The sequence below is a fragment of the Methanoculleus sediminis genome (assembly GCF_001017125.1).
Classification (GTDB): Archaea; Halobacteriota; Methanomicrobia; order Methanomicrobiales; family Methanoculleaceae; genus Methanoculleus; species Methanoculleus sediminis.
Window position 1 is genome coordinate 1 of the sequence record NZ_JXOJ01000007.1, and the last position, 22,493, is coordinate 22,493.

The following is a 22,493-nucleotide window of genomic DNA, read 5'->3' on the forward strand; positions in this document are numbered from 1 at the left end:
AGGGGGGAATATTCCCCCCTCCCCGTCAGCCCCTCCCCAAATGGCGATAGTCACTGGGAAGCCGTGCACGGGATGTAGACTGCGCGTAGGACAGGAGCTTGAGCACCGTCAGGTGCGGGGGCGGGAGCACGAGAGGCCGTGAGGCTTCGAGGAGGCAGTCCCCTCGAAATCCGTGCCAGGTGCAATTAAAAGAGACAACCGAATGCAAATGCAGAAGCATGAGCAACATCGCAGACCCGGAACCGTTTCCTTGGCACCACCGACACGAGAAACCAGATCGTTCATATCTCCCGGCGGTGCATAGGGTAGTATGCCCCAGAAGAGCGAATTCGGCAGAGGGTTCGTCGTCACCCTGATGCTGCTTTCACGGCATTTCGGCCTGCCTCCCGAGCGAGCGTTCTATGGCGCCGCGGATCACCTCAACGACTTCATCGTGCCAGCACAGTTCCGGGGGACCGAGATCGAGGAACTCGTCGAACGGCTCCGCAAGATGGTGATCTGGCACCAGCCGGGCACCCTGGACAAAGAAGATGCGGCCGACGTAAAACGGATCCTCAACCGGCTCGCGGTCGCGGTCGATAAAGAACTCGGCATACCCGATCCGGATACGGGAAAGTACGACTGAGGGGAGCGCATGCTTTCCGCCCCGTAACCGGGATCGGACGGGACACCGGGGCTTTCCGGGCGCGCCTGCGCTGGAGCCCCATCGAAACGTTGAGCGGCAGGATAACCTCAAAATAGAGAATTTTCCAGGGCCATATACTATAAGTGCTTATAAAACCAATATATACTGTGAATTTTGCTGCGATTCAGGACACCGCTTGCTCAGCGGAGGTCACAGATGACTGATACCTACGATGCTTCACACATCACGGTACTGGAAGGCCTGAGGCCTGTGCGGGAGCGTCCCGCCATGTACATCGGCAGCACGGATAGCCGGGGGCTGCACCACCTGGTCTACGAGGTCGTGGACAACGCCGTAGACGAGGCTCTCGCCGGATTCTGCGACCGGATACAGGTGACCGTCAACCGGGACGGCTCGGTCACGGTAGACGATAACGGGCGCGGCATCCCGGTTGATCTCATGCCCCAGTACGGCAAAAGCGCTCTCGAGATCGTCCTCACCGTGCTCCACGCCGGCGGAAAGTTCGACAAGAATACCTACCAGGTCTCCGGCGGGCTGCATGGCGTCGGCGTCTCGGTCGTCAACGCCCTCGCAAGCTGGCTCGATGCGACGGTTTTCCGGGACGGCAGCATCTATACGATGCAGTTCCGGCAGGGCCTGGTCGCAAAACCGATCGAGAGCCGCCCGGAGACCGAGCACGAGATGGAGGCGCGGTACGAGGAGCGCTACGGCGCCCGGGACGGACAGCGGCTCGACTACGAACGGCTCCAGGGAACCCGGATCACGTTCCAGCCCGACCGGTCTATCTTCGAGACCGTCGAGTTCGATTACGACGTGCTGGATCACCGCCTCCGCGAGCTCGCCTACTTAAACAGCGGCCTCACCATTGCCCTCCGGGACGAACGCACCGGTGACTGCGCCACCTACTGCTATGAGGACGGGATCCGGCAATTCGTCGCTCATCTCGGCGAAGGGAAGGAGAGCCTCCACGACGATATCATCTACTTCCAGAAGCGCGACCCCGAGAGCATGGTCGAGGTCGAGGTCGCCCTGCAGTACAATAACTCATACTCGGAGACGATCTACACCTACGTCAACAGCGTCAACACACGGGAGGGCGGCACCCACCTCGAAGGATTCCGGAGCGCCATCACCCGGGCAATCAACAACGCAGCACGCAGGAACAACCTCCTCAAGAACAACGATGCGCAGGTCAAGGGTGAAGACGTCAGGGAAGGGCTCGCCTCCGTCATCAGCACCCGGGTGGCGAACCCGCAGTTCGAGGGGCAGACCAAGATGCGCCTCGGAAACAGCAACGTCCGGGGCATCGTGGACTCTCTCGTCTACTCGTCGCTCACCGAATACTTCGAGGAGCACCCGAAATCCCTCCAGGCGATCGTGGACAAGGCGATGGCGGCCGCCCGGGCAAGAGAAGCCGCCCGGAACGCACGCGAACTCGCCCGGCGGAAGAGCACGCTGGAGTCGACCGGCCTCCCCGGGAAACTCGCCGACTGCCAGGAGCGCGACCCGGCAAAGAGCGAACTCTACATCGTGGAGGGAGATTCCGCAGGCGGTTCCGCGAAACAGGGGCGGGACCGGAAGTTCCAGGCGATCCTCCCCCTGCGGGGGAAGATCCTGAACGTCGAAAAGGCGTCGGAGCACAAGATCCTGAAAAACGCCGAGATCCAGGCGCTGATATCAGCAATCGGCACCGGAGTCGGCGACAGTTTCGACGCGGAACGGGCCCGTTACCACCGGATCATCCTGATGACGGATGCCGATGTCGACGGAGCGCACATCCGCACGCTCCTCCTCACGTTCTTCTACCGCTACATGGTGGGGCTCGTCGAGAGCGGCTACATCTACATCGCCCAGCCCCCTCTCTACCGGATAGCAAGGGGCAAGCAGGAGCGATACGTCTACCGCGAGGAGGAGATGCGGGACGTCCTCGCCGAGTGGGGCGAGAAAGGGGTCTCGATCCAGCGCTACAAGGGTCTCGGCGAGATGAACGCCGGGCAGCTCTGGAGCACCACGATGGATCCGGCGAACCGGATCCTCAAACGGGTGAAGATCGAGGACGCCGTCTATGCAAACGACATATTCGAGAAACTCATGGGAGAGAACGTGGACGCCCGGAGAGATTTCATCCGCAGGCACGCAAAGGAGGTGAGCAACCTTGACATCTGAAGGGGAAGGGGTCGTCCCGATCAACATCGAGGAGGAGATGAAATCATGCTACATCGACTACGCGATGAGCGTGATCATCGGCCGCGCCATCCCCGACGCGAGAGACGGTTTGAAACCGGTTCACCGCCGCACCCTCTACGCCATGTGGGAGATGGGCAACACGAGCGACAAGCCCTACAAGAAGAGCGCTCGTGTTGTCGGAGACGTGATGGGTAAGTACCACCCGCACGGCGATTCGGCCATCTATGACACGATGGTGAAGATGGCCCAGCCCTTCTCCTACCGCTACACGCTGGTTGACGGCCAGGGTAACTTCGGGTCGATCGACGGCGACTCCGCAGCCGCCATGCGTTACACGGAGGCCCGGCTCACGAAGATCTCGGAGGAACTGCTCGACGATATCGACAAGAAGACGGTCGACTTCGTCCCGAACTTCGACGAATCGCTCCAGGAACCCAACGTCCTCCCCGCCCGGGTCCCGAACCTCCTCGTCAACGGGTCGAGCGGGATTGCCGTCGGCATGGCGACGAACATGCCGCCCCACAACATCAGAGAGGTCTGCGAGGCGACCTGCCGCGTCATCGACGAGCCGGGCATATCCACCGAGGAACTGATGCGGGTCATGCCCGGACCGGACTTCCCGACCGGCGGGATCATGATGGGCACCGCAGGCATCCGCGACGCCTACCTGACCGGGCGCGGGAAGTGCGTCGTCAGGGGCGTCGCGGAGATCGAGGAAGAGGGCCGGACACCCCAGATCATCGTAACCGAGATCCCCTTCCAGGTGAACAAGGCGCGCCTGATCGAGCATATCGCAAGCCTTGTTCGCGACAAGAGGATCGAGGGAATCGGCGATATCCGCGACGAGTCCGACCGCGACGGGATGCGGATCGTGATCGAACTCAAGAGGGGAGCCGCGCCCCAGGTGATCCTGAACTTCCTCTACAAGCACACGGCGCTCGAGTCTTCCTTCGGCATCATCAACCTCGCAATCGTCGACCGCCAGCCCCGAACCCTGAACCTCAAGGAGATCATCCACGAGTTCCTCAAGCACCGGGTGGACGTGGTCCGGCGGAGGACCGAGTTCGATCTCGCGAAGAACGAGGAGCGGATGCACATCCTCCGCGGCCTCCTCGTCGCGCTCGACAACATCGACGCGGTCATCGCGACCATCCGGGGTTCCGGGACGACCGAAGAAGCCCAGAAGGCCCTGATAGAGAAGTTCGCGCTCGATGAGGTGCAGGCTGACGCCATCTTGAAGATGCAACTCAGGAGGCTTGCGGCGCTCGAGCAGCAGAAGATCCTCGACGAGCGCGACGCCATCGCGGCGGAGATCGAGCGGTTATCCGCGATCCTCGCAAGCGAGGCGAGCATTCTCGCCGAGATCAAGAAGGAACTCGTCGACGTCGGTGCGCGCTACGGCGATGAACGGAGGACCCGGATCGCGCAGGCAGTCGAGGCGCTCGACAAGGAGGACCTCATCGAGGACAAACCGGTGCTGGTCTCGCTCACCTCTTCGAATTACGTGAAAAGGATCGACCTCGACACCTACCGGAACCAGCGGCGCGGAGGGCGCGGCGTCATCGGTATGGCGACCAAAGACAACGACGGCGTCGAGAAGGTCTTCGTCGCGAACATGCACGACAACCTCCTCTGCTTCACCGACAGGGGGAGGATGTACTGGCTGAAGGTCTACGACCTCCCCGAAGGCCAGCGGGCGAGCAAGGGCAAAGCCCTCGTCAATCTCCTGAACCTCGACGGCGAAGAGCGGGTGACCACGGTGATCCCGGTCCGGGAGTACCGGCCCGACCACTACCTCTTCTTTGCGACGAGGAGCGGAACGGTCGCGAAGATGGCGCTCGACGAGTTCTCCCGGCCGCGGCAGACCGGGATCAATGCCATCAACCTCCGCGACGGCGATGCGCTGGTGGACGTGAAGGCGACCGACGGCAACCAGGAGCTGATCCTGACGACGAAGTTCGGCCAGAGCCTCCGGTTCCACGAGGAGGCCGTCCGCCCGGTTCACCGCAACGCCATGGGCGTGCGGGGGATCAAACTCCGCCACGGCGACGCGCTGCAGGCGGTATCGGTGGTCGAGGAGGACCATCTCCTCACCATCACGGAGCAGGGCTACGGGAAGCGGACGGAGTTCGACGAGTTCCGCGGCCACGGCAGGGGCACGCTCGGCGTCAGAAACATCGTCGTCGATGTCCGGGCGGGCAATGTCGTCGGGTCGATGGCAGTCTCCGACGACGACGAGATCATCGTGATGAGCGCGTCCGGCATCGTGATCCGGACGAAGGTCTCGGAGATCTCGATCCAGAAGCGGGGCACCCGCGGTGTTCGGGTCATGAAACTCGACGACGGCGACCGCGTCATCGGGTTCACGATCCTGGATTCCGAGGAGCCCGGGGAAGAGGCGTAACGCCTTTTTCATCCCCTCTTTTTACACCTTTTTTCGGATCCCTGCGAGCCTTCAGCCTCCGGATTGACCGTTTTGATGCCCAGGAGATGCCGGCCCCCATAGAGAAGTGTGTTGCACCATATAGGAAGTTATTTACACAATAAGAGAAGTACTCGTTACATAGTGGAAGCATGAAGCAACGAACGTATCTCATCTGCATCGCCCTGGTGGCAATCGGCCTGATCCTTGCTCTCGGATTCGGCCTGACGACAGCGAACATGATCGTCCCGGTCGTTGCCGTCATTGCCGGCATCGCTATCCTGACTCTCTGCCGCCGCAGCGTGACGGAGGTCACGGAAGACGAACTCTCGACGATCCTGCACGGGAAGGCGGCGCTCAGCGCGCTCGAGGTGACCATTATCGTCGCCGCGATCGGGTTTGCCGTGCTGATGACCTTCTCGTTCACCGGCGGGACCGGATCGACCCTGCATACCTACGACAACGGATCGATCCGTGTCTCCTATGCGGTACTCTCCGCTCCTCCGGACTGGAAACCTCTCTACGAGAACTCCTATCTCATCCCCGACGCGGCGAACCTGACCGGCGACGATCTCCTCGCCTTCGACGAGATGTTTGCCGAAGGCCACCGCATCCGGGATACGACCCGTGCGTTCGGTGCGGCGCTCGGCGCGGTCACGGTGCTGCTGACGGCACTGTACGGCGCGTTCCTGTGGTATTACAACAGAAAATACGGGGCATAGAGGCGATGAAGAACAGGATCAAGGTCTTTCGCGCGATGCACGACATGACCCAGGAGGAACTTGCCGATGCGATCCGGGTCACCCGGCGGACGATCAACTCCATCGAGCGGGGGAAGTACAACCCCTCCATCGAGGTCGCCTACAGGATCGCGAAGACCTTTAACGTTACCATCGAGGAGGTCTTCTGCTTCGAGGACGACGAGGATACGGAGGCCGGGCGATGATCCGCTGTGATGCACCTGCTGGCAGCCGCACCACCGCTGCTCTCCGTGGGTTTTATCCGGCCGGGCGACAACACGACGTTCAGACGAGGTGTCCATAATGTTTCGTACGACAATCCGGGTAGATACGCACAGGGAGGGGGAGATCGTCGACCTCACGCCCCAAATAGCGCAGGCGGTCACCGAGAGCGGTGTTCGGGAAGGCCTCGCGAACGTCTTCGTCGCGGGCTCGACCGCCGCCGTCACCACCATCGAGTACGAGCCCGGGGTGCTCTCCGATCTCTCCCGGGCGCTCTCGGTCATCGCCCCGGCCGATATCCCCTATGCCCACGATGCGGCGTGGGGCGACGGTAACGGCCGCTCCCACGTCAGGGCGGCAATCGTCGGCCCGTCGCTCTCGGTCCCGGTCATCGCCGGTGCGCTCGCGTGCGGCACCTGGCAGCAGATCGTCCTCCTGGAACTCGACGTGCGGTCGAAACGCGAGCGCACGGTATACGTCACCGTCACGGGCTGAACGCCGGGGACAGGGTGGGATATACGGTCCGATTGCCGCACGACGGGTAAAAGAGGTACGTTGTTGCCGGGAACCCGGATAGTATCGCCCTGCTCCCGGTCTTCGCCGGAATCGCTCGGGAAGAATGAGTGGTTTAATCGAGAGGTACCGTTTCCAGTTGAGATACCAGTTCCCAGATGCGGGTCCGTGCGTGGACCGGCATGTTCGGGTCGTTGCTGATCTCGTCGATCATGGAGATTGCGGTTGCGGCGCGAAGACCGATGCTTCTCGATTCGTCCTGGAGAACCGATTTGGTCGAGTCTGCGACGCGCCGGATATTTCTTGGAATGGTAGAATCCTCACTGATATTTTGCAGCATCTGGATGCAGATCCGTATTGTTTCGTCTGGACTTGCCATTAGAATTACCCCTCTATTATTAATGGCATCCAGACATATATAAGTTCATTAAGGGAGTTCAACGAAATGACGGCTGATCAGGCTGACGAAGTCATGGCCGGGTATCTCCTCAAGGGAGGAAAGATGCTCGCTAAATCCTGTAAGGTCTGCGGCTATCCCCTGTTCGAGTATAAGGGAGAGACACAGTGCGTCGTCTGTCCGCTTGCTGCGTCAGAAGAACCTCTTCCCGAACCGGAGCCTTCTCGACCGGCCCCGGAATCAGGGCGATCCCCGGCACCGGCCGCACGGGAGGAGCCGCAGGGTGAGGCTGCCGTGGAGATCGAGCGGACGATCGTCCACCTCTGCGAACGGATCAGGGAAGAACAGAGGCCCGACGAGTGCCTGACCCTGATGAAGGCGGTCGAGCGGGGCGCGAGAGCCCTCGCGAGACTGGGTCAGCGGTAAGATCTCCGGGCGAGATCCCAGATCGCACGGGCGGTCTTTTCTCCGATCCCGTGCACCGCCGCCAGTTCCTCCGGTTCGGCATCGACGATCGCCTTGAGCGATCCGAAGTGTTCGAGGAGGAGGCGTGCGCTTTTCAGACCGACGTTCGGGAACGCAGCGAGCGCGTACTCCTGCTCCTCGCGAACCGAACGGTACGACTTCTTCGGGTGTACCTTCCGCTCCCCCCGCTCGCTCCCCTCCCGCTGTGCAAGCACGTAGAGCACCTCGGCGGTATCGTCCGCATCCCGCGTGCGTATCAGCGCGACGCCCATATCGACCGTGATGGCCGCAAGCGTGCCCCGGATTGCGTTCGGGTGGATGTTTCGCACCGCGTAGAGGTCGTCCTCTCCTTCGATGATCAGGACGGGACGCGGCACCGCGTCGGCCATCGCCTTGATCTGTCCGAAGAGATCGCGCTCGACGAGGGTGTTCATGAAGTCCTGCACGGTCTTTCTCTCCACGAGGATACGGTCGCCGACGGCGTAGTCGCCGAATTCGAGGCGTTCCAGCGCGATCGCCGCCCCGAGCTCGTGCAGACGCTCGGCGACCCTCGATGACGTCTCGCGGTCGTCGACGGTGATCGCCGGCCCCGCCGGGGCAAACGAAAGGATGTCCGCCTGCCGGGTGGCGGACGGAACGGTCGGGGCGGGGGCCGGGGCGGGAGCGGGTGCCGAGCTCATGCCCTTGATCCCCGTCACCATCGCCCGCTCCCGGCTCTGGCTCACGTACCGGAACGTCTCATCGGACGTGCCTTTCGTCACCAGCACGACGATCGTGCCGCTGCCGCTTCTCCCGGTCCGTCCCTTCCGCTGGATGCTCCGGATCTCCGAGGGGACGGCCTCGTAAAAGATCACCATATCCGTCGAGGGAACGTCGAGCCCCTCCTCGCCCACGGAGGTCGCGATCAGGCACTTGAACTCGCCTTCCCGGAACCGGGCGAGGCTCGCGATCTGCTCCTTCTGCGAGAGTCCCCGCTCCGCGTCACGGGACGCCTGGCCGACGAACCGCTCGCAGGTGATTCCGGCGCTGGAAAGCGTATCGACGAGCGTCTGGACGGTGTCGCGGTAGGTGGCGAAGACGATGATCCGGCTCTCGGGGTGCGCCGCAAGCTGCGCCCGCACCAGTTCGCGGACGATCGAAGCCTTGGGGTGCAGTTCTTCCTTCCAGCCGGCGGCGGCCTCGACGAGGCTTTTGTAGGCGGGGTCGGCGACGAGGCGCTTGCTCGCCTTGCTTCCTGCGCTCGAGGCTCCTTCCGCGCCGAGCCGGGCGAGATAGAGTTTGAGCGCCTCGCTCCCTTGCGTCTCGGCAAGCGATACGGCGTGCCGGAGTTTCATGCACTCGGCGTGCAGGGACGCCGCGATGAACGCCGACGGATCGCGCGTTCGTATACGCTGCTGGATCTGGGCGTTCAAGGCATTAAGCGCCTTCATCGAGAGTTTGTCCGGTTTCGGGACACGGAAGTTGAGTTTCGCGAGCCGGGCAAGACGCGACTCCACGAGCCCCCTGAGAACGACGATCGCCGCCTGCAGTTCTTCGGGCAGGTAGACGTCGACGTACTGGATATCGCGCTCGTGGATGTAGGGCCGGACATCTTCGTCGGTCTCCACCCTCGTCTCGACCGCCGCGATGTGCAGGTTGTCGCAGACCTCCTGCACCTTCGCCGGGTCCCCGCCGGGCGAGGCGGTCATCGCGAGCAGCAGGGGGTCTTTCGCCGCGGTGCAATAGTGCCCGGCAAGGAAGACGTAGGCGTAGTTCCCCACCGCCCGGTGGCACTCGTCCACGACCAGCAGTGCGACGTCGGCGAGGCTGTACCTTCCGGCCAGGCAGTCGTTCTTGATCACCTGCGGGGTGGCGAAGCAGATCCGGCACGCCTCCCAGGCCCGCGCCCGCTCCTCCGGCGAGGTGTCGCCGGTGAACATGGCAAAATCGGACTCATCCGGCCCGGAGCCGTCCCGGATGAGCAGGAACTGTTTGAAGAAACGGAGATGCTGCTCGACCAGGGGTTTCGTGGGCGCAAGCACGAGCACTCTCCCCCGGTGAGAATAGAGGCGGGACGCCGCGACGATGAGCGCGACGGCCGTCTTCCCGAGCCCTGTCGGGAGGACGACCATCGTGTTCGCGTCAAGCGCCCGGAGCGCGATGGAGAGTTGATACCGCCGTTCCTCGATGCTCTCCGATCGGATCAGCGGGTGCGAGACGTAGTTCATACCTTTATTTCACGAAACGTGACGGCGCCGGAGACAAGTGCGGAGAGAACCTCCGGCAACCGCTCGATCGGTACGCGAACCTGCTCCATGCTGTCGCGGTCTCTCACGGTCACGGTGTTGTCCTCGAGCGTATCATAGTCGACGGTGACGGCAAAGGGCGTCCCGACCTCGTCCTGTCTCCGGTAACGCCTGCCGATGGCGCCGGAGTCGTCGTACTGGGCGAGGATGCGGCACTGCGTGAGCCTCTCCGTGATCGTCTGCGCGATATCGTCGAGACCATCGCGGCTCATCAGCGGGAAGACGGCGACCTGGATCGGCGCAACCGCCGGCGGGAGCCGGAGCACTTTCCGGATCTCGCCTTCGACCTCTTCCTCGGCGTAACTGTGCTCGAGGGCGACATAGATCATCCTATCGATGCCGTATGACGGCTCGATGACGTGGGGCATCACCTCTTCGCCGCGGACTTCGACTTCCTCTTCCCGGACCTGGTAGAGGTCGGCAGGGATGAAGAACTCCTCGCCGTCGACGGTGACCCGCGCACCGTCCTCACCCGGCTCGGATGCGGAGAGAGCGTCCGCGATTGCCTTCGCCTTGCCGCGGTACCGTGGGCCGAGCACCCCCATATCGGCGACAATCCGCCGCTTCACGACCCGTTTCGGCTCGTCGTAGGGTATGAAGACCGTCATCGAGGTGCCGGAGTGCGCGGCGTGCGAACGAAGGTCGTAGTTGGTACGGTCGGCGATGCCGACGATCTCCACCCACCCGAACCGGCCGGAGTAGACCTCGGCGTCCCAGCAGTCGGCCGCGTAGTGCGCCCGCTCGTCGGTCAGGTGCTGGCGGAACCGGAGTTTTGCCGGATCGACACCGATGGCGGTCAGGATCCGGTGCGTCAGCGCGATGTAGTAGGCGACGTACTCGTTCGCGATAACCCCCTCGTCCACGGCGGCGCGCATCGTCATTGCGGCGGGCTCCTGGCCGTCGAGCTGCCGCGCGATGGTGAGGAGCGGGGCCGTGTAGTCCGTGTAGCGGTGGAACGCAGGATGATCCTTCCGGTCGGGATGGACGAAGATCTCGGCCTCCGCCTGGGAGAATTCCCGCAGCCGGATCATGCCCTGGCGGGGGGAGATCTCGTTTCTGTAGGACTTCCCGATCTGAACGGCGCCGAAGGGAAGTTTGTCCCGGTAAAAGCGCAGGAGCCGGGAGAAGTCGGTGAATATGCCCTGGGCGGTCTCGGGACGCAGGTAGCCCTTCCGTTGCGAGCCGGGACCGATGGTCGTCTGAAACATCAGGTTGAACGCAAAGACGCCCGCTTCGCCCAGGGGTTCCTTGCACGACGGGCAGGGGAGTTCATGGAGCGCCGTCTGGAGCGCTTCCGCCGAGAGCGTGCCCGCGTTCTCGATGCCGTTCTCCTCCGCGATATGATCGGCGCGGAGGTACTCGCCGCAGTGCGGGCACTGCACCATCTTGTCGGCGAACTCTTTCACATGGCCGGATGCAATGAAGATCGCTTCGTTTCCGACGGTGGGGCATTCGATCTCGTAGTAGCCTTCCTGGAAGACGTAGAACGACCGCCAGAGGTTCTCGACGTTTCGCTTCAGCATCGCTCCGAGGGGGCCGTAATCGATGAATCCGGCGATCGACCCGTATATCTCGGATGAGGGCCAGACGAAACCCCGTCTTCTGGCTACTTCCATGACTTTCTCGTAAATATCGCTCGTCTCGGCCATAGTCTTGCAGTACAGTTGAGCGGCGGTGCTAATAAAGAATAGTCCCCACCTCGCGCGGGATCACGATCCTTCGAGAAATGAGCGGTGTGACAAAGGGTTTTTTCACGGCGGGCAAGATCCCGGAAGATATGGTTACATCCACTGAAACGATCCTTCTGTTTTGAGAGATTATATGGTAAAGTTTAAATGTTAGCGGTTGTAATGTAGGGAACGTTACGCCCCGGTCGGGGGAAAATCTTTATATACAGGGTCGCCCTGGGTGACCCACAGAACCAGACGGTGGAATACAGAACTGAGAGAGACGGACATGGCAGAAGATACCCGCAAGCAGCAGCTCCTCGAGCTGTTCACGACCATCACGAACAAGAAGACGATCGTCGAACCGATGAGAAAGGTTCACGGTACGCTCCGGGATCGCGACGCTGTGGAGCGCGAGATTGCCCTGATCATGCGGGAGATCCTCGATCGGGGGTATTTCAAGACCAAACTCGCCCCGCGGCAGCTCGCGAAACTCGTGGTTGCGTACTACGACGGCAAGAACGACACCGAAATCGCGAGGGCGCTCGGCGATGAGAAGCTGAGCAAGACCGTGGCACGTGCCCGGGTCCGCCTCAAACTCTTCAGGGAGCTCGATTTCAAGATGCCGTTCGACCAGGCGGCGATGGGGGAACTTCTTGATTCGGGGAAGACCATGAAGGAGATCAGCGAGGAACTCGATATCAGTCCCTCGACACTTCGTGAGTACCGCCACGTGATCGAGCAGCAGAGAGACACCACGCTCGACCCGTTCCTGGAACGGATCAGGGACGTCATGGAGGACCGCGATCTCTCCGAGATGATGACGCGCGGTGTCGCGAACGACGGCCTCGCCGAGGCAATCGACATCACCGAAGCGATCGACATGGGGGAGTTCTGAACCCCGGTCCATCCTCATAATCCACTGAACACTTTTTTAGTATTCGTGCCGATCTCTTCTTCATGAGGTTGACCTGGCTTGGCCACGCGTGTTTCTTGCTTTCCGGATCGCAGACGGTCCTCATCGATCCCTTCATCCCGGAGGGATCCCTTGCCGTGGAGCCCGACATCGTTGCCGTGACGCACGCCCACGCCGACCACCTGGGCATTGCCGCAGCGCTCCGGAAGAAGACGGTCGCCGTCAACGAGGTGGCGAAGTACCTGAAAGCAAAGGGCGTCCCCGCCGAACCGATGAACCTCGGCGGCACAATCACCGTCGACGGCGTCCGGTTCACGATGACGCCCGCCCTTCACTCCTCGTGGCTGGAAGACGAGGGAGCGGGGTTCTACGGCGGTGTGGCCGCCGGATTCGTCATCACGATGGACGGGGTCAGCGTCTACCACGCCGGCGACACGGCGCTCTTCTCCGACATGCAGCTCATCCGCGACCTCTACCGGCCGGACGTGGCGCTCCTCCCCGTAGGCGGGTGCTATACGATGGGGCCTGACGAGGCGATGATCGCGGCGCGGTACGTCGGCGCACCGCTCGTGATTCCGATGCACTACGACACCTTCCCCGCCATCCGGCAGAACCTGGAGGATTTCAAGCGGACGATCGAGCGGACGACGTCGATCCGGGTCGCGCTGCTCTCGCCGGGGGAGAGCATCGAGGTCGGCCCGGAAGGGGCCGGGGAGTGAGGGAACCCACACCCCGTTTTGCGGTTACAGAGAGCGTATGCCCGTATGCCCGGGTGATGTTGTTTCGGTGGCATGTGTGACCGAGGGTTGAGGAAGATCAACCCATACTTTCGGTGCTCGCGCTCCTCCGGCCACATTTTGGGACATCTCAAGTCCCGTGCACGGATTTCCATCGGATATCGCCATTTGGGGAGGGGCTGACGGGGAGGGGGGCTTGCCCCCCTCCCCTGTCTCTACCGCATAAGGCTCTACCTGTGACCCCCACCGCCCGCGCTTCGCGCTCCTCCCGCCCCCCAGGGGGGCGGGCAGTGCGTGGCGATAGGCGACTGGCCGGAGGTGCGATGTTCCTCTGGAACGGAGCTGGAGCAGCGGTAGGAACGACGTTCCATGGGAATGCGACGTTCCGGCAGGAACGGAGTTGGAGCACCAAAGGTGCGGCTCCCAGTGGAAATCCGTGCACGGGCTTTGCGACAGAGTTCAAGAAGACATCGGGCTTCGAAATGCGAGCATAAGTGGCATACGAGAAGACCGAAGGTCTTCGAGCCGCGATGGCAGTGACCGTAAGCACCATCGGACTCCGAGCAACAGCAGATCGGAGGTTGCCAGAGGTGCAACGTCGTCTCCCCATGAGCAACCCACGAACACCCTTCACACACCCAAACCCCCACCGGCACCTATTGAATCAGCGCGAAAACCTCCAGAGCTCGCCGCTTTAGCAAACGTGCTCACCGGAACGCAACGCCCCGGGCTCCCAGACCCCGCCCCCCACTCGATCCTGCACAAAGATATATGTGCTCTCACGCCTGGAGTGACGCGGGCTCACCGGCCCCCGGTGAGAGTATCCAGCATGAGGTGAGGGAAAATGGAAGAGAAGATGTTTACTCCCGGCGGCATGGAGCGCCTGCAGGCCACGAGCGACCGGGAGAATATCCCGTATCCCCGTGGAGACGGGAAGGTCAAACTGGTGAACTCGGAGTGGCTGGAGCGTCACTTAACCGACACAAACCTGTCGGTCATCGACGTTCAGCCGAACATACACGACTACATCCAGGAGCATGTCCCCGGTGCCGTCTACCTGACCGAAGGCGTCCTGCGGGTGTCAAACCGCGGCTTCCCGGGGTCGTACAGCCCGAACGCCTGCCTGCAGGAGTCGTTCCGGCGTGCGGGTATCGAGGCCGACTCCCCGGTCGTCGTCTATACCGGGAAAGGCGCGTTCTCCGGCGCGGGGGACGGACTCGGGCAGACGATGATGGCCTACACCCTGGCGAAATACGGCCACAACGCCGTGTACGTCCTCGACGGGGGAATTGACGCATGGAAGAGCGAGGGGCGGGAACTCTCGCAGGACTATCCTGCGGTCGAGCCGTCCAGCTTCACCGTCGAGGTCCGGGACGACTACCCCATCGGGTACGAGGAGTTCGTGCGGATCAAGGACAACGACGATGTGGTCGTGCTCGACGCACGCCCGGCAAAGGTCTATGAAGGGAAGGGACCCTGGCGGAAGGCCGGGCATATCCCCGGTGCCGTCAACCTGCCCTGGAAGAGCCTGATGCACGAGGCGAACCCGGCACGGCTCAAGTCCAACGACGAACTCGACATGATCCTGGAAGAGCACGGCGTCGACCGGAGCAAGACGGTCATCTGCTCGTGCGGAACCGGACGGGAGGCCACGAACGAGTTCGTCCTCTTAAAGTGGCTCTACCTCTACCCGAACGTTCGGATCTACGAGGGATCGTTCACCGAGTGGGTTACCTATCCGGACAACCCCGTCGTAGAGGGGCCGGATCCCCGAGGGGCGAGAGTCGAGACGGCTCCTGCACGGTAATCCTTAAATGCCCGGGCAACCGGCCAAAACCTTTATTTTCTACATTTCCCAAACAGAAATCATTAAATATTAGACTGCACTAGATAGACCTAGAGAGATTTGGATCCACACAAGACACTTCCCCCCTTGACGTCGTCTTTTCGTGTATCCTCTTCTCTCTAAATGCGACGGTCCGAAGGACCGGAGCTCGAGAAAACACGAAGTGTTTTCGAGTTGCGAGGTTCCGCAGGAACCGAGCAGGAGCACCATTAGGTGCGACTTGCGACGGGTCGGATCACCGCAGGCACGAAACCGCATTTCTTCCGGGATTACCGTCCACCGGCAGGCAGGTCTCCGCGACGCACCACCGCGTTTTACCGAGCAAGAACGTCTTCAGGACCGCCGATTCTTTGATAACCCGACATCTCCCGTATCCAGGCAACATTTATGTTCACCCGCCGCCATTACACTCTTCGTGGATAGTACTATCGCCGGGATCGATCCCATGGACGACGAAGATCCCGGCGATAACGCGACGGAGGGCGCCGTGGCGACATTTTTCATCCTGGAACATCCGTATTGCCACGTAGCGGAGCACTGCCTCCGTGCGCCTGCCGACTATTATGGTGCAGCACCCGCCTCTGCAGGATCGGCTCCCGGGGAGAGTCTGCGGCCGGGCACACGGTATGAAACGGACCGGGAGGCGTGGGAACTTACGCGTATCGGCGGAGCCGCCGACGGCCGGGTGGAGACATGAAGAAGATCGTCGTTCACGTGCGCGAAGACGGGCACGAAAAGATAGAAGCGGTTCTCGAGGGGCTTCACTATACGGTATCGCTCGTTCAGGACGTCTACCAGATCACCATATACACGCCGGACGAGAACCTCGACGAGCTGATCGAGAAGCTCCAGAGCGTGCTCGATCTCCGGTACAACGAGAACATGATCGAGGTCTCGAAACCCGAGTTCGTCATCTCGTCGCTCCTGAAACGTGCCGAAAAAAAGGTCGAGGAGAAGGAAGAGAAGACGCCGGTCGAAAAGCTGGTCGACCAGGTCAAGGGTTACAGCGAACTCGATCTCGAAAAACTCGCGCTGACGTCCATCGCCGGGCTGGTGGCCCTCTCCGGCCTGCTGCTCGACAACCAGACGATCATCATCGGGGCGATGCTCCTCTCCCCGATCATGGGCCCGATCTACGGGTTCTCCGTCTATGCCGCCCTCGGCAATATCCAGAACGCCACGCGCTGCCTCGGCGTGCTCGCGGCGCTGCTCCTGGGCGTCTTCATCCTCTCCGCGATCGCCAGTTTCCTGATCAACCTCATCATACCGCTCACGATGACCGAAGAGATCGCCACGCGCCTCGTGTTGAACCCCATCTACAGCCTGATGGCGGTCTTCCTCGGCTTCGCGGCGGCGCTGGCGTTCAGCAAGGGCACGACGGAGGTGATCGCCGGCGTCGCCATCGCCGCCGCCATCATCCCGCCGACGGTGGTGTCCGGCCTCGTCCTGGTGCTCCAGCCGATGAGCCTGATCACGTCCGGGGTGCTGGTTGCCGGACAGATCGTCGGGCTGATAGCGGGCGCGCTCGTCGCCGTGGTCCTGATGAAGATAGAGCCCCGGGCTCCCCAGGACAAGGCCGCCGCACGGCGATACCGGATCGGGTCGATCGTAACGACCGTGATCCTCTTCACCCTGCTTCTCTGGATCACGGCGCTCATGTGGATGTAACCACGGTATTCGTCCGCCGACAACCGTGCGATAGGGCGCTCCCGAAAAATCTATACAGATATAGTTGCCCCCTGAAAATACCGGCGGCATATATACTCCGCAGAACGCATATATCCTACCGGCACCAACGCCTACCAACCCATGGAGATCAGAAAAGTCCAGATCACCGGCGGTTCGTCGTACATCGTATCCCTGCCGAAACAGTGGATCCGGTCCGCGAACATCCAGAAGAACGATCCGGTCGGGCTGGTCGTGCAGCCCGACGGATCGCTCCTGATCACCCCGAAGATCAGCGGCGAGTCGGCCCACCGGACCAGGGTCTTCGAGGTAGGAGCCGCGACCGACCGCACCTACCTGCTCCGCCTCCTTGTAGGGGCGTACATTGCCGGATTCACGACCATCCGTCTTGAGGCGAAAGGAAGGATGCCGCCGTTCATCCTGCAGCTCGTCCGGGAGTTCACGCAGATGGCGATCGGGCAGGAGGTGGTCGGCGAGACGGATTCCTCGATAACGATCAAGGATCTCCTCAACCCCGCAGAGATGCCGTTCGAGAACACCATCAAAAGGATGCACCTCTTGGCGCGAGGCATGCAGCAGGACGCGATGGCCGCGATACGGGGGCATGATACGGCTCTTGCGGGCGACGTCATCGTAAGGGACACGGAGGTCGACCGGCTGCACTGGCTCATCGCGCGGCAGGACAATCTCATCGCGAACGACGCCACACTCGCGCGCCGGATGGGGATCCCGGTAACCCGGGCGGCGTACTGCTTCCAGGTAAGCAGGATCATCGAGCGGATTGCCGACCACGCCACCCGGGTCGCGCACAATGCCCTCCTCCTGATCGACCGGGAGATCGAGGCGGCAACGCTCGACCTCATGGACGAATCAAGCGCGCTTGCCCTGCAGATCTTTTCGTGGAGCATGGAGGCGTTTCACGCGGGGGACGTCGCAAAGGCGAACACGACGCTTCAGAGGGTGCGCGACCTCGAGGAGATGACCCGCGATATCAATGCCCGGGTGCTCCGGTTCGATGCGGTGACGGCAATCCCGACGGGGCAGATTGCAGACAGCATCCGGCGGATCGGAGAATATTCCGGCGACATCTGTGAGAGCGTCATCAACTATACCGTCGGGCAGACGGCCTGAAGGTCCGTCGGCCCCGGCAGTTCCTTTTTTCGGGCAGAGAGCAAACCAATCGATTGCACGCAAGTATCTTCACCGGCGATATCATGGGCACACTCATCCCGCTCGTCGTTCTTGTCATCGTCTTCCTCCTGATCGCGATCAGAAAGATCGGGAACGTCGACTTCCGCATCTGGCAGGTGATGCTCCTCGGCGCGGCGGCCGTCCTCGCGACGGGATCGATCGCGCCGCTCGATGCGCTCGCGTCGATCAACCTCGACGTGATGCTCTTCCTCTTCTTCATGTTCGTGATCGGGGAGGCGCTCGCGTCGAGCGGCTACCTCTACCACCTCTCCTTTCGCCTCTTCTCGCGGGCGGGGTCGGTCCGGCATCTGGTCGTCCTCATCCTCATCGGCGCAGGCGTCCTCTCGGCGCTCCTGATGAACGACACGCTCGCGGTCGTCGGCACCCCGCTGATGCTCTACTTCGCCCGGCGGCACGGCATCTCCCCAAAACTCCTGCTGCTCGCTCTTGCGTTCGCCGTCACGACGGGAAGCGTCTTAAGCCCCATCGGGAACCCGCAGAACCTTCTCATCGCGCTCTCGGGCGACATTGCAAACCCGTTCATCACGTTCCCCCTCTACCTCGCCGTCCCGACGGCGATCTCCCTCCTGCTCGCTTACGCCTTCCTCTGCCGGGCGTTCCCGGCCGAACTCAACTCCACCGTTCCGCTGGTTCACCGCGAGGAGACGATCTGTGATCCCGCCCTCGCGGCCCTCGCCCGCCTCTCGCTCATCCTGCTCGTCATCATGATCGCAGTTAGAATAGCGGCGGTGATGCTCGTCCCGGGCATCGATATCCCGCTGACCGGGATCGCGGCCGTTGCGGCAATCCCCATCCTTGCCGGGAGCGGGCGGCGGTTCGAGATCCTCCGCCGGATCGACTGGCCGACACTGGTCTTTTTCGCCTCCCTCTTCGTCCTCATGGCGAGTGTCTGGCAGTCGGGATTCGTCCAGCCGCTCATCGAAGGGAGTTCGCTCGATCCCGGCGCCGTCACCGTCATCGTCGCAACAGGCGTCGTCGTCTCCCAGTTCATCTCGAACGTCCCCTTCGTCGCCCTCTTCCTCCCCGTCCTCTCCCACATCGGGACGTCCACCGTCGGGTTGATGGCGCTTGCGGCCGGCAGCACCATCGCCGGGAACATGCTGATCCTCGGCGCGGCAAGCAACGTCATCGTCATCCAGGGTGCGGAGAAGGAGGGCGAGACGCTGACATTCGCCGAGTTTGCGCGGGTCGGCGTCCCGCTCACCCTCGCCCAGGCAGTCGTTTACGTGGTCTGGCTCTCGCTCATCCCGGCGTGAGGGGAGGTCAGGGCCCAAACGACTCCATCGACCCCGGAACCGCCCCGAGATCCAGGTATATCGAGCCGAACCGGACGGACGCGGCGGCGGCCGGGTCGAAGGGCGGGGCGAAGACTTCGAGCCGCCGCCCTCCGGGATGCAGGTCCTCGACGATGCCGAGGGCGACGACGAAGTTCTCGGGATCGTTCAAGGAGACCAGACGCCCGGCGACACCGCGGGGGTTTCTCATGTCGGGCACCCTGCCCTGGAGCCCGAGACCGCGGAGCGGGATCTCCTGCACGTTTGCGTCGGCAAAATAGGATAAGAACCGTTCCTCGCGGTAACGCCGCCGGGCGGCGGCAGGCCGGACGACGACCGCAGGGGAGACAGCCATCCGGTGGACTGCAACCCCCGGGCGGCGGGAAAAGTTCGCGAGCAGCCGTTCGAGCTCCCGGCCGCGCTGGAGCGCGACGATACGGGTGGGACGGAGGAGATCGATCATCTGGAACTGGAACTCGATCCCCACCCCGCCGGAGACGAGCCCGGGCGAGTCGATGACGGTGACGCGAGCCCCACATTCGTCGGCCTTCTCGACGAGGCGTTTTGCTCCCGTGATGGTCTGGACGAAGTGTCCGCCCGGGGACGTCGAACCGACGAACCGGAGATAGGGGTCCGACGGGCCGGGATAGGCGGCCATCCCCTCGGTCGTCGGCGGACCGATCCGGGACTGCCCTGTGTCGCAGTCCACGTATGCCGTCCTCGTCTGCGCCGCCGTATCGACGAGATACCGGCAGAGCGTTGTCTTCCCGCTGTCCGTCGATCCGACGACGTATACGCGCTCCCCGGCATCCGACCCCCGGAGCGCCGCGGCGAGGTCTTCCCATCCTTCCCCGATGCTGATCAAACCGGTACGCCTCCCTGGAGGAACTGTTGCGCTCGAGAGTTATAGTGCTTGGCGCAACGCCCCGCACGAAGGCCGCATCCCACCCGGGAGAGGCTTTATCTTGAGGGTGTCCCTACCCGCAGGCCATGGACAGAACGCCAGCAACCACCGAACCGGTGCCCGCAGCCCTCGGCAGGACGTTTCCCACCCTCATGGCAGCGTCCCTCTCAGGCAGGGTCGTCACCCTCCCCGATGACGCGGGAGGCGACGTCTCGCTCGTCGTCCTCGTCTTCCTCGAGTCCGCCGGGCCGATGGCGGAGTCCTGGAGCGGCCCGTTCTCCGGAGCGTTCACCGGGAATCCCCGGGTGAAGACCTACCTCGCTCTGGTCGTCGGCGACAGCCTCATCGGGAGTTCCCTCGCCGATCGCATCCGGCAGGGACTCGCGGGCGGCACCTCGCCCGCAGAGCACGACCGGGTGCTGATCTTCCCGGAGGATATCGAGCGGTGCCGGCGGGCCTACGCGATCGGCGACCCCTCGCTCGCCTACATCTACCTCCTGGACGGGCGCGGGATCATCCGCTGGATGGAGAAAGGGACCGCAACGCCGGAAGGGCTCGCCGACCTGCTCGATACCGCCGGAACGATGCTCGAACCGCTTCTTACGTAACTCACGGCGGCGGGCGGCGGGCCGGCAGGATAGCGGCGATGAAAGCAAGCACGGGGCCGATCACGAGCCCCGCCCAGGCGACGAGGGCAAGAGCCCCGAGTGCCGCCATGGCGATCTGCTCCCCGGCCCCGATCTGCCTGCGGAAGGCCACCAGGAGCGCCCAGACCCCGAGGAGAACGGGGATGACCGCGAAGACAAGGGTCAGGAGGAGAGCGGCCCCGACGTCCGTCCCCACGGCCGCGATGACCATCTGCATCAGGGTCATCGCGCCGCTCCCGATGAAGAGGAGACCGGCAATCGCTCCGGAGACCGCGAAGGGGGAGAGGGATTGGCGGCGCCGGAGGAGCAGGGCGGCTCCTATGGCAAGGACGGCGATCATCGGTGCGAAGATCAGGAGGAGAGGCTGCCCCTCGTGCCGGTGGATGGCGGCGACGTCGATCGGAACCCGAACCCATTCTCCGGGGGTGTAAGACTCGACGTAGCCGAGCGCGAGAGCGTAGTTCCCACCCTCTCCGGGGGTGTAGACCACGAGGGTATAGTCGCCGGCCTGCGGCGCCGCCGTATCGATCCGGGCGAGTTCATAGAGTTTCGACGGCGTGAACGGTTCGTACTCCGGCTGTTCCGGAAGACGCCCCGGCACCGCCGTCGCGCCGGAGCCTTCCGGGACAGCGACGTAGGGCGGAACGGTGCCCGCATTCCCGATTCCCGGCCCCGTGAGCACCATGCCGGGCACGAACCCGCCTGCATAAGGGACCTGGAGCGTTGCGTAGATCCGCTCTCCTTCCTCCATCCGGAACCGATAGTACCGGGCGGCGGGGCCGTCCGGCAGGGTGTCGTAGATCACCCACGATTTCGCCGGGTCTTCGACGACGAACGCCGCATCAGGCGACGATCCGTTCCGGGCGAAGAGCGGAACGTGAGCAAGGGCGGGGGTCGCGACCAGCAGTGCGATAAGAAGAACCAGGAACGCCGGACGGCATCCGGGGGTCATACCCGTCAGGTGTCTTCCCGGCTCATAAGGGTTCCGTCAAAAAAGAAGTCAGAGATTCTTTAAGGCAACGATATCGGTCACGCCGGTAAGCTTCCAGATGTTCGAACGCTCTTCGGAGGCGATCGCCTCGATCGGCTCCTCCGGCTTGTGGCCGAGCGCTGCGAGGATGTTCTTCGAGAGATTGTGCGCCTTGATCATACTCACGAACTTCTCCCGGATGATCTTCTTCTCGATCGCGTCCTCAAGCTGCACCAGGTACCCCTGCATCGTCACGAAGGTGTAGCAGGAGAGGTCACCGGAATACCGCTCGACCTCAACGGAGACATACGGGTGCTGTCGGAAGAGATCGTTCTTCCTGCCGTATTTGGTTGCCAGGAAGTAGAGAAACTTTCCGTCGAAGACGTACAGGAACGGGGCGATATACGGATATTTACCGCCCTGGAATGCGATACGGCTGAGAAATCCTTCCTCGATGAGCTTGTCGTACTCCGCCTTGTCCATATTCGGGATCTTCACGATCTCCATCGGGCATCCTCCTATGCCGGTAACCCGTGAGAGTACATATAAGTTTCCCACAAGAAGGCGCAGTGCCTCCGGCAAACATCCGACCAATCCCCGGAATGTCCATTTTAACGGCCGGGAGCCCTGCCAATGCCTCTCCCGCAGCCGGGATTATCCCCCATTCCCTGCAGGATTTCGCTGCACCATGAGCTGTTTGCGAGTCTTTTGCCGGCTGTTCCGGGCCACGGCCCTGAGCGACCCGGCCCGTGCTGCC

Annotated in this window: 21 protein-coding genes; 15 read left to right on the top strand and 6 right to left on the bottom strand. The window is 62.6% G+C overall.

Annotated features, from left to right (window positions below; all coding sequences use genetic code 11):
- The first annotated feature begins 310 nt into the window (after positions 1 to 310).
- The 6 genes from SZ63_RS10805 (at position 311) to SZ63_RS10830 (ending at position 6,712) form a co-directional block, all read left to right on the top strand.
- Positions 311 to 625, top strand: a complete 315-nt coding sequence (locus SZ63_RS10805; RefSeq protein ID WP_048185294.1) for a hypothetical protein — start codon at positions 311 to 313, stop codon at positions 623 to 625.
- A gap of 216 nt (positions 626 to 841) precedes the next feature.
- The gene (gyrB, locus tag SZ63_RS10810; RefSeq protein ID WP_048185296.1) at positions 842 to 2,812 is read left to right on the top strand and encodes a DNA topoisomerase (ATP-hydrolyzing) subunit B; all 1,971 of its coding nucleotides are present in this window, start codon (positions 842 to 844) and stop codon (positions 2,810 to 2,812) included.
- Positions 2,802 to 5,237: a DNA gyrase subunit A gene (gyrA, locus tag SZ63_RS10815; RefSeq protein WP_048185298.1), complete on the top strand. Its 2,436-nt coding sequence runs from the start codon at positions 2,802 to 2,804 to the stop codon at positions 5,235 to 5,237. Before gyrB ends, gyrA begins: the two co-directional genes overlap by 11 nt.
- 170 nt (positions 5,238 to 5,407) lie before the next feature.
- Positions 5,408 to 5,977 (top strand): DUF2178 domain-containing protein, encoded by a 570-nt coding sequence (locus SZ63_RS10820; RefSeq protein WP_048185300.1) that lies wholly within the window; start codon positions 5,408 to 5,410, stop codon positions 5,975 to 5,977.
- A gap of 5 nt (positions 5,978 to 5,982) precedes the next feature.
- The gene (locus tag SZ63_RS10825; RefSeq protein WP_048185302.1) at positions 5,983 to 6,201 is read left to right on the top strand and encodes a helix-turn-helix transcriptional regulator; all 219 of its coding nucleotides are present in this window, start codon (positions 5,983 to 5,985) and stop codon (positions 6,199 to 6,201) included.
- Between the two features lie 97 nt (positions 6,202 to 6,298).
- Entirely contained in the window at positions 6,299 to 6,712 is a 414-nt protein-coding gene (locus tag SZ63_RS10830) for a secondary thiamine-phosphate synthase enzyme YjbQ (protein ID WP_048185304.1), read from the top strand.
- 133 nt (positions 6,713 to 6,845) lie between these two features.
- Here SZ63_RS10830 and SZ63_RS10835 read toward each other — a convergent pair whose 3' ends face one another.
- Complete coding sequence (locus SZ63_RS10835) at positions 6,846 to 7,109, bottom strand: UPF0147 family protein (protein ID WP_048185305.1); 264 nt, start codon at positions 7,107 to 7,109, stop codon at positions 6,846 to 6,848.
- A 66-nt stretch (positions 7,110 to 7,175) separates the two neighbouring features.
- Here SZ63_RS10835 and SZ63_RS10840 point away from each other — a divergent pair, with 66 nt between their 5' ends.
- The gene (locus SZ63_RS10840; RefSeq protein ID WP_048185307.1) at positions 7,176 to 7,553 is read left to right on the top strand and encodes an Sjogren's syndrome/scleroderma autoantigen 1 family protein; all 378 of its coding nucleotides are present in this window, start codon (positions 7,176 to 7,178) and stop codon (positions 7,551 to 7,553) included.
- On the opposite strand, the gene SZ63_RS10845 is transcribed toward SZ63_RS10840, so the two are convergent.
- Positions 7,544 to 9,799, bottom strand: coding sequence for a DEAD/DEAH box helicase (locus SZ63_RS10845; protein ID WP_048185309.1), 2,256 nt, complete (start codon positions 9,797 to 9,799; stop codon positions 7,544 to 7,546). The two genes, SZ63_RS10840 and SZ63_RS10845, sit on opposite strands and share 10 nt — an antisense overlap.
- Entirely contained in the window at positions 9,796 to 11,526 is a 1,731-nt protein-coding gene (gene glyS, locus SZ63_RS10850; RefSeq protein WP_048185311.1) for a glycine--tRNA ligase, read from the bottom strand. The genes SZ63_RS10845 and glyS overlap by 4 nt, the downstream gene beginning before the upstream one ends.
- Positions 11,527 to 11,833: 307 nt before the next feature.
- Here glyS and SZ63_RS10855 point away from each other — a divergent pair, with 307 nt between their 5' ends.
- The 7 genes from SZ63_RS10855 (at position 11,834) to SZ63_RS10885 (ending at position 19,197) form a co-directional block, all read left to right on the top strand.
- Positions 11,834 to 12,442 carry a helix-turn-helix domain-containing protein gene (locus SZ63_RS10855; RefSeq protein ID WP_048185313.1) on the top strand — a complete coding sequence of 203 codons (609 nt, stop codon included), beginning with the start codon at positions 11,834 to 11,836 and terminating at the stop codon, positions 12,440 to 12,442.
- Positions 12,443 to 12,504: 62 nt separating this feature from the next.
- Positions 12,505 to 13,179 (top strand): metal-dependent hydrolase, encoded by a 675-nt coding sequence (locus SZ63_RS10860; protein ID WP_048185315.1) that lies wholly within the window; start codon positions 12,505 to 12,507, stop codon positions 13,177 to 13,179.
- Between the two features lie 862 nt (positions 13,180 to 14,041).
- On the top strand, positions 14,042 to 15,004 hold the full coding sequence (locus tag SZ63_RS10865) for a sulfurtransferase (protein WP_082122764.1): 963 nt from the start codon (positions 14,042 to 14,044) through the stop codon (positions 15,002 to 15,004).
- A 454-nt stretch (positions 15,005 to 15,458) separates the two neighbouring features.
- Positions 15,459 to 15,740, top strand: a complete 282-nt coding sequence (locus tag SZ63_RS10870) for a hypothetical protein (protein ID WP_156168479.1) — start codon at positions 15,459 to 15,461, stop codon at positions 15,738 to 15,740.
- A complete protein-coding gene (locus SZ63_RS10875) occupies positions 15,737 to 16,711 on the top strand; it encodes a TIGR00341 family protein (protein WP_048185319.1) in 975 nt (324 codons plus the stop codon). Before SZ63_RS10870 ends, SZ63_RS10875 begins: the two co-directional genes overlap by 4 nt.
- 141 nt (positions 16,712 to 16,852) lie before the next feature.
- Positions 16,853 to 17,860: a phosphate uptake regulator PhoU gene (locus SZ63_RS10880; RefSeq protein ID WP_048185321.1), complete on the top strand. Its 1,008-nt coding sequence runs from the start codon at positions 16,853 to 16,855 to the stop codon at positions 17,858 to 17,860.
- A 53-nt stretch (positions 17,861 to 17,913) separates the two neighbouring features.
- Complete coding sequence (locus tag SZ63_RS10885) at positions 17,914 to 19,197, top strand: SLC13 family permease (RefSeq protein WP_338151822.1); 1,284 nt, start codon at positions 17,914 to 17,916, stop codon at positions 19,195 to 19,197.
- Between the two features lie 7 nt (positions 19,198 to 19,204).
- Here SZ63_RS10885 and SZ63_RS10890 read toward each other — a convergent pair whose 3' ends face one another.
- A complete protein-coding gene (locus tag SZ63_RS10890; protein WP_048185323.1) occupies positions 19,205 to 20,080 on the bottom strand; it encodes a Clp1/GlmU family protein in 876 nt (291 codons plus the stop codon).
- 125 nt (positions 20,081 to 20,205) lie between these two features.
- Here SZ63_RS10890 and SZ63_RS10895 point away from each other — a divergent pair, with 125 nt between their 5' ends.
- A complete protein-coding gene (locus SZ63_RS10895; protein WP_082122765.1) occupies positions 20,206 to 20,727 on the top strand; it encodes a hypothetical protein in 522 nt (173 codons plus the stop codon).
- Between the two features lies 1 nt (position 20,728).
- Here SZ63_RS10895 and SZ63_RS10900 read toward each other — a convergent pair whose 3' ends face one another.
- The gene (locus tag SZ63_RS10900; protein WP_048185325.1) at positions 20,729 to 21,718 is read right to left on the bottom strand and encodes a hypothetical protein; all 990 of its coding nucleotides are present in this window, start codon (positions 21,716 to 21,718) and stop codon (positions 20,729 to 20,731) included.
- Positions 21,719 to 21,766: 48 nt separating this feature from the next.
- Entirely contained in the window at positions 21,767 to 22,243 is a 477-nt protein-coding gene (locus SZ63_RS10905; protein ID WP_048185326.1) for a pyridoxamine 5'-phosphate oxidase family protein, read from the bottom strand.
- Positions 22,244 to 22,493 lie beyond the last annotated feature (250 nt).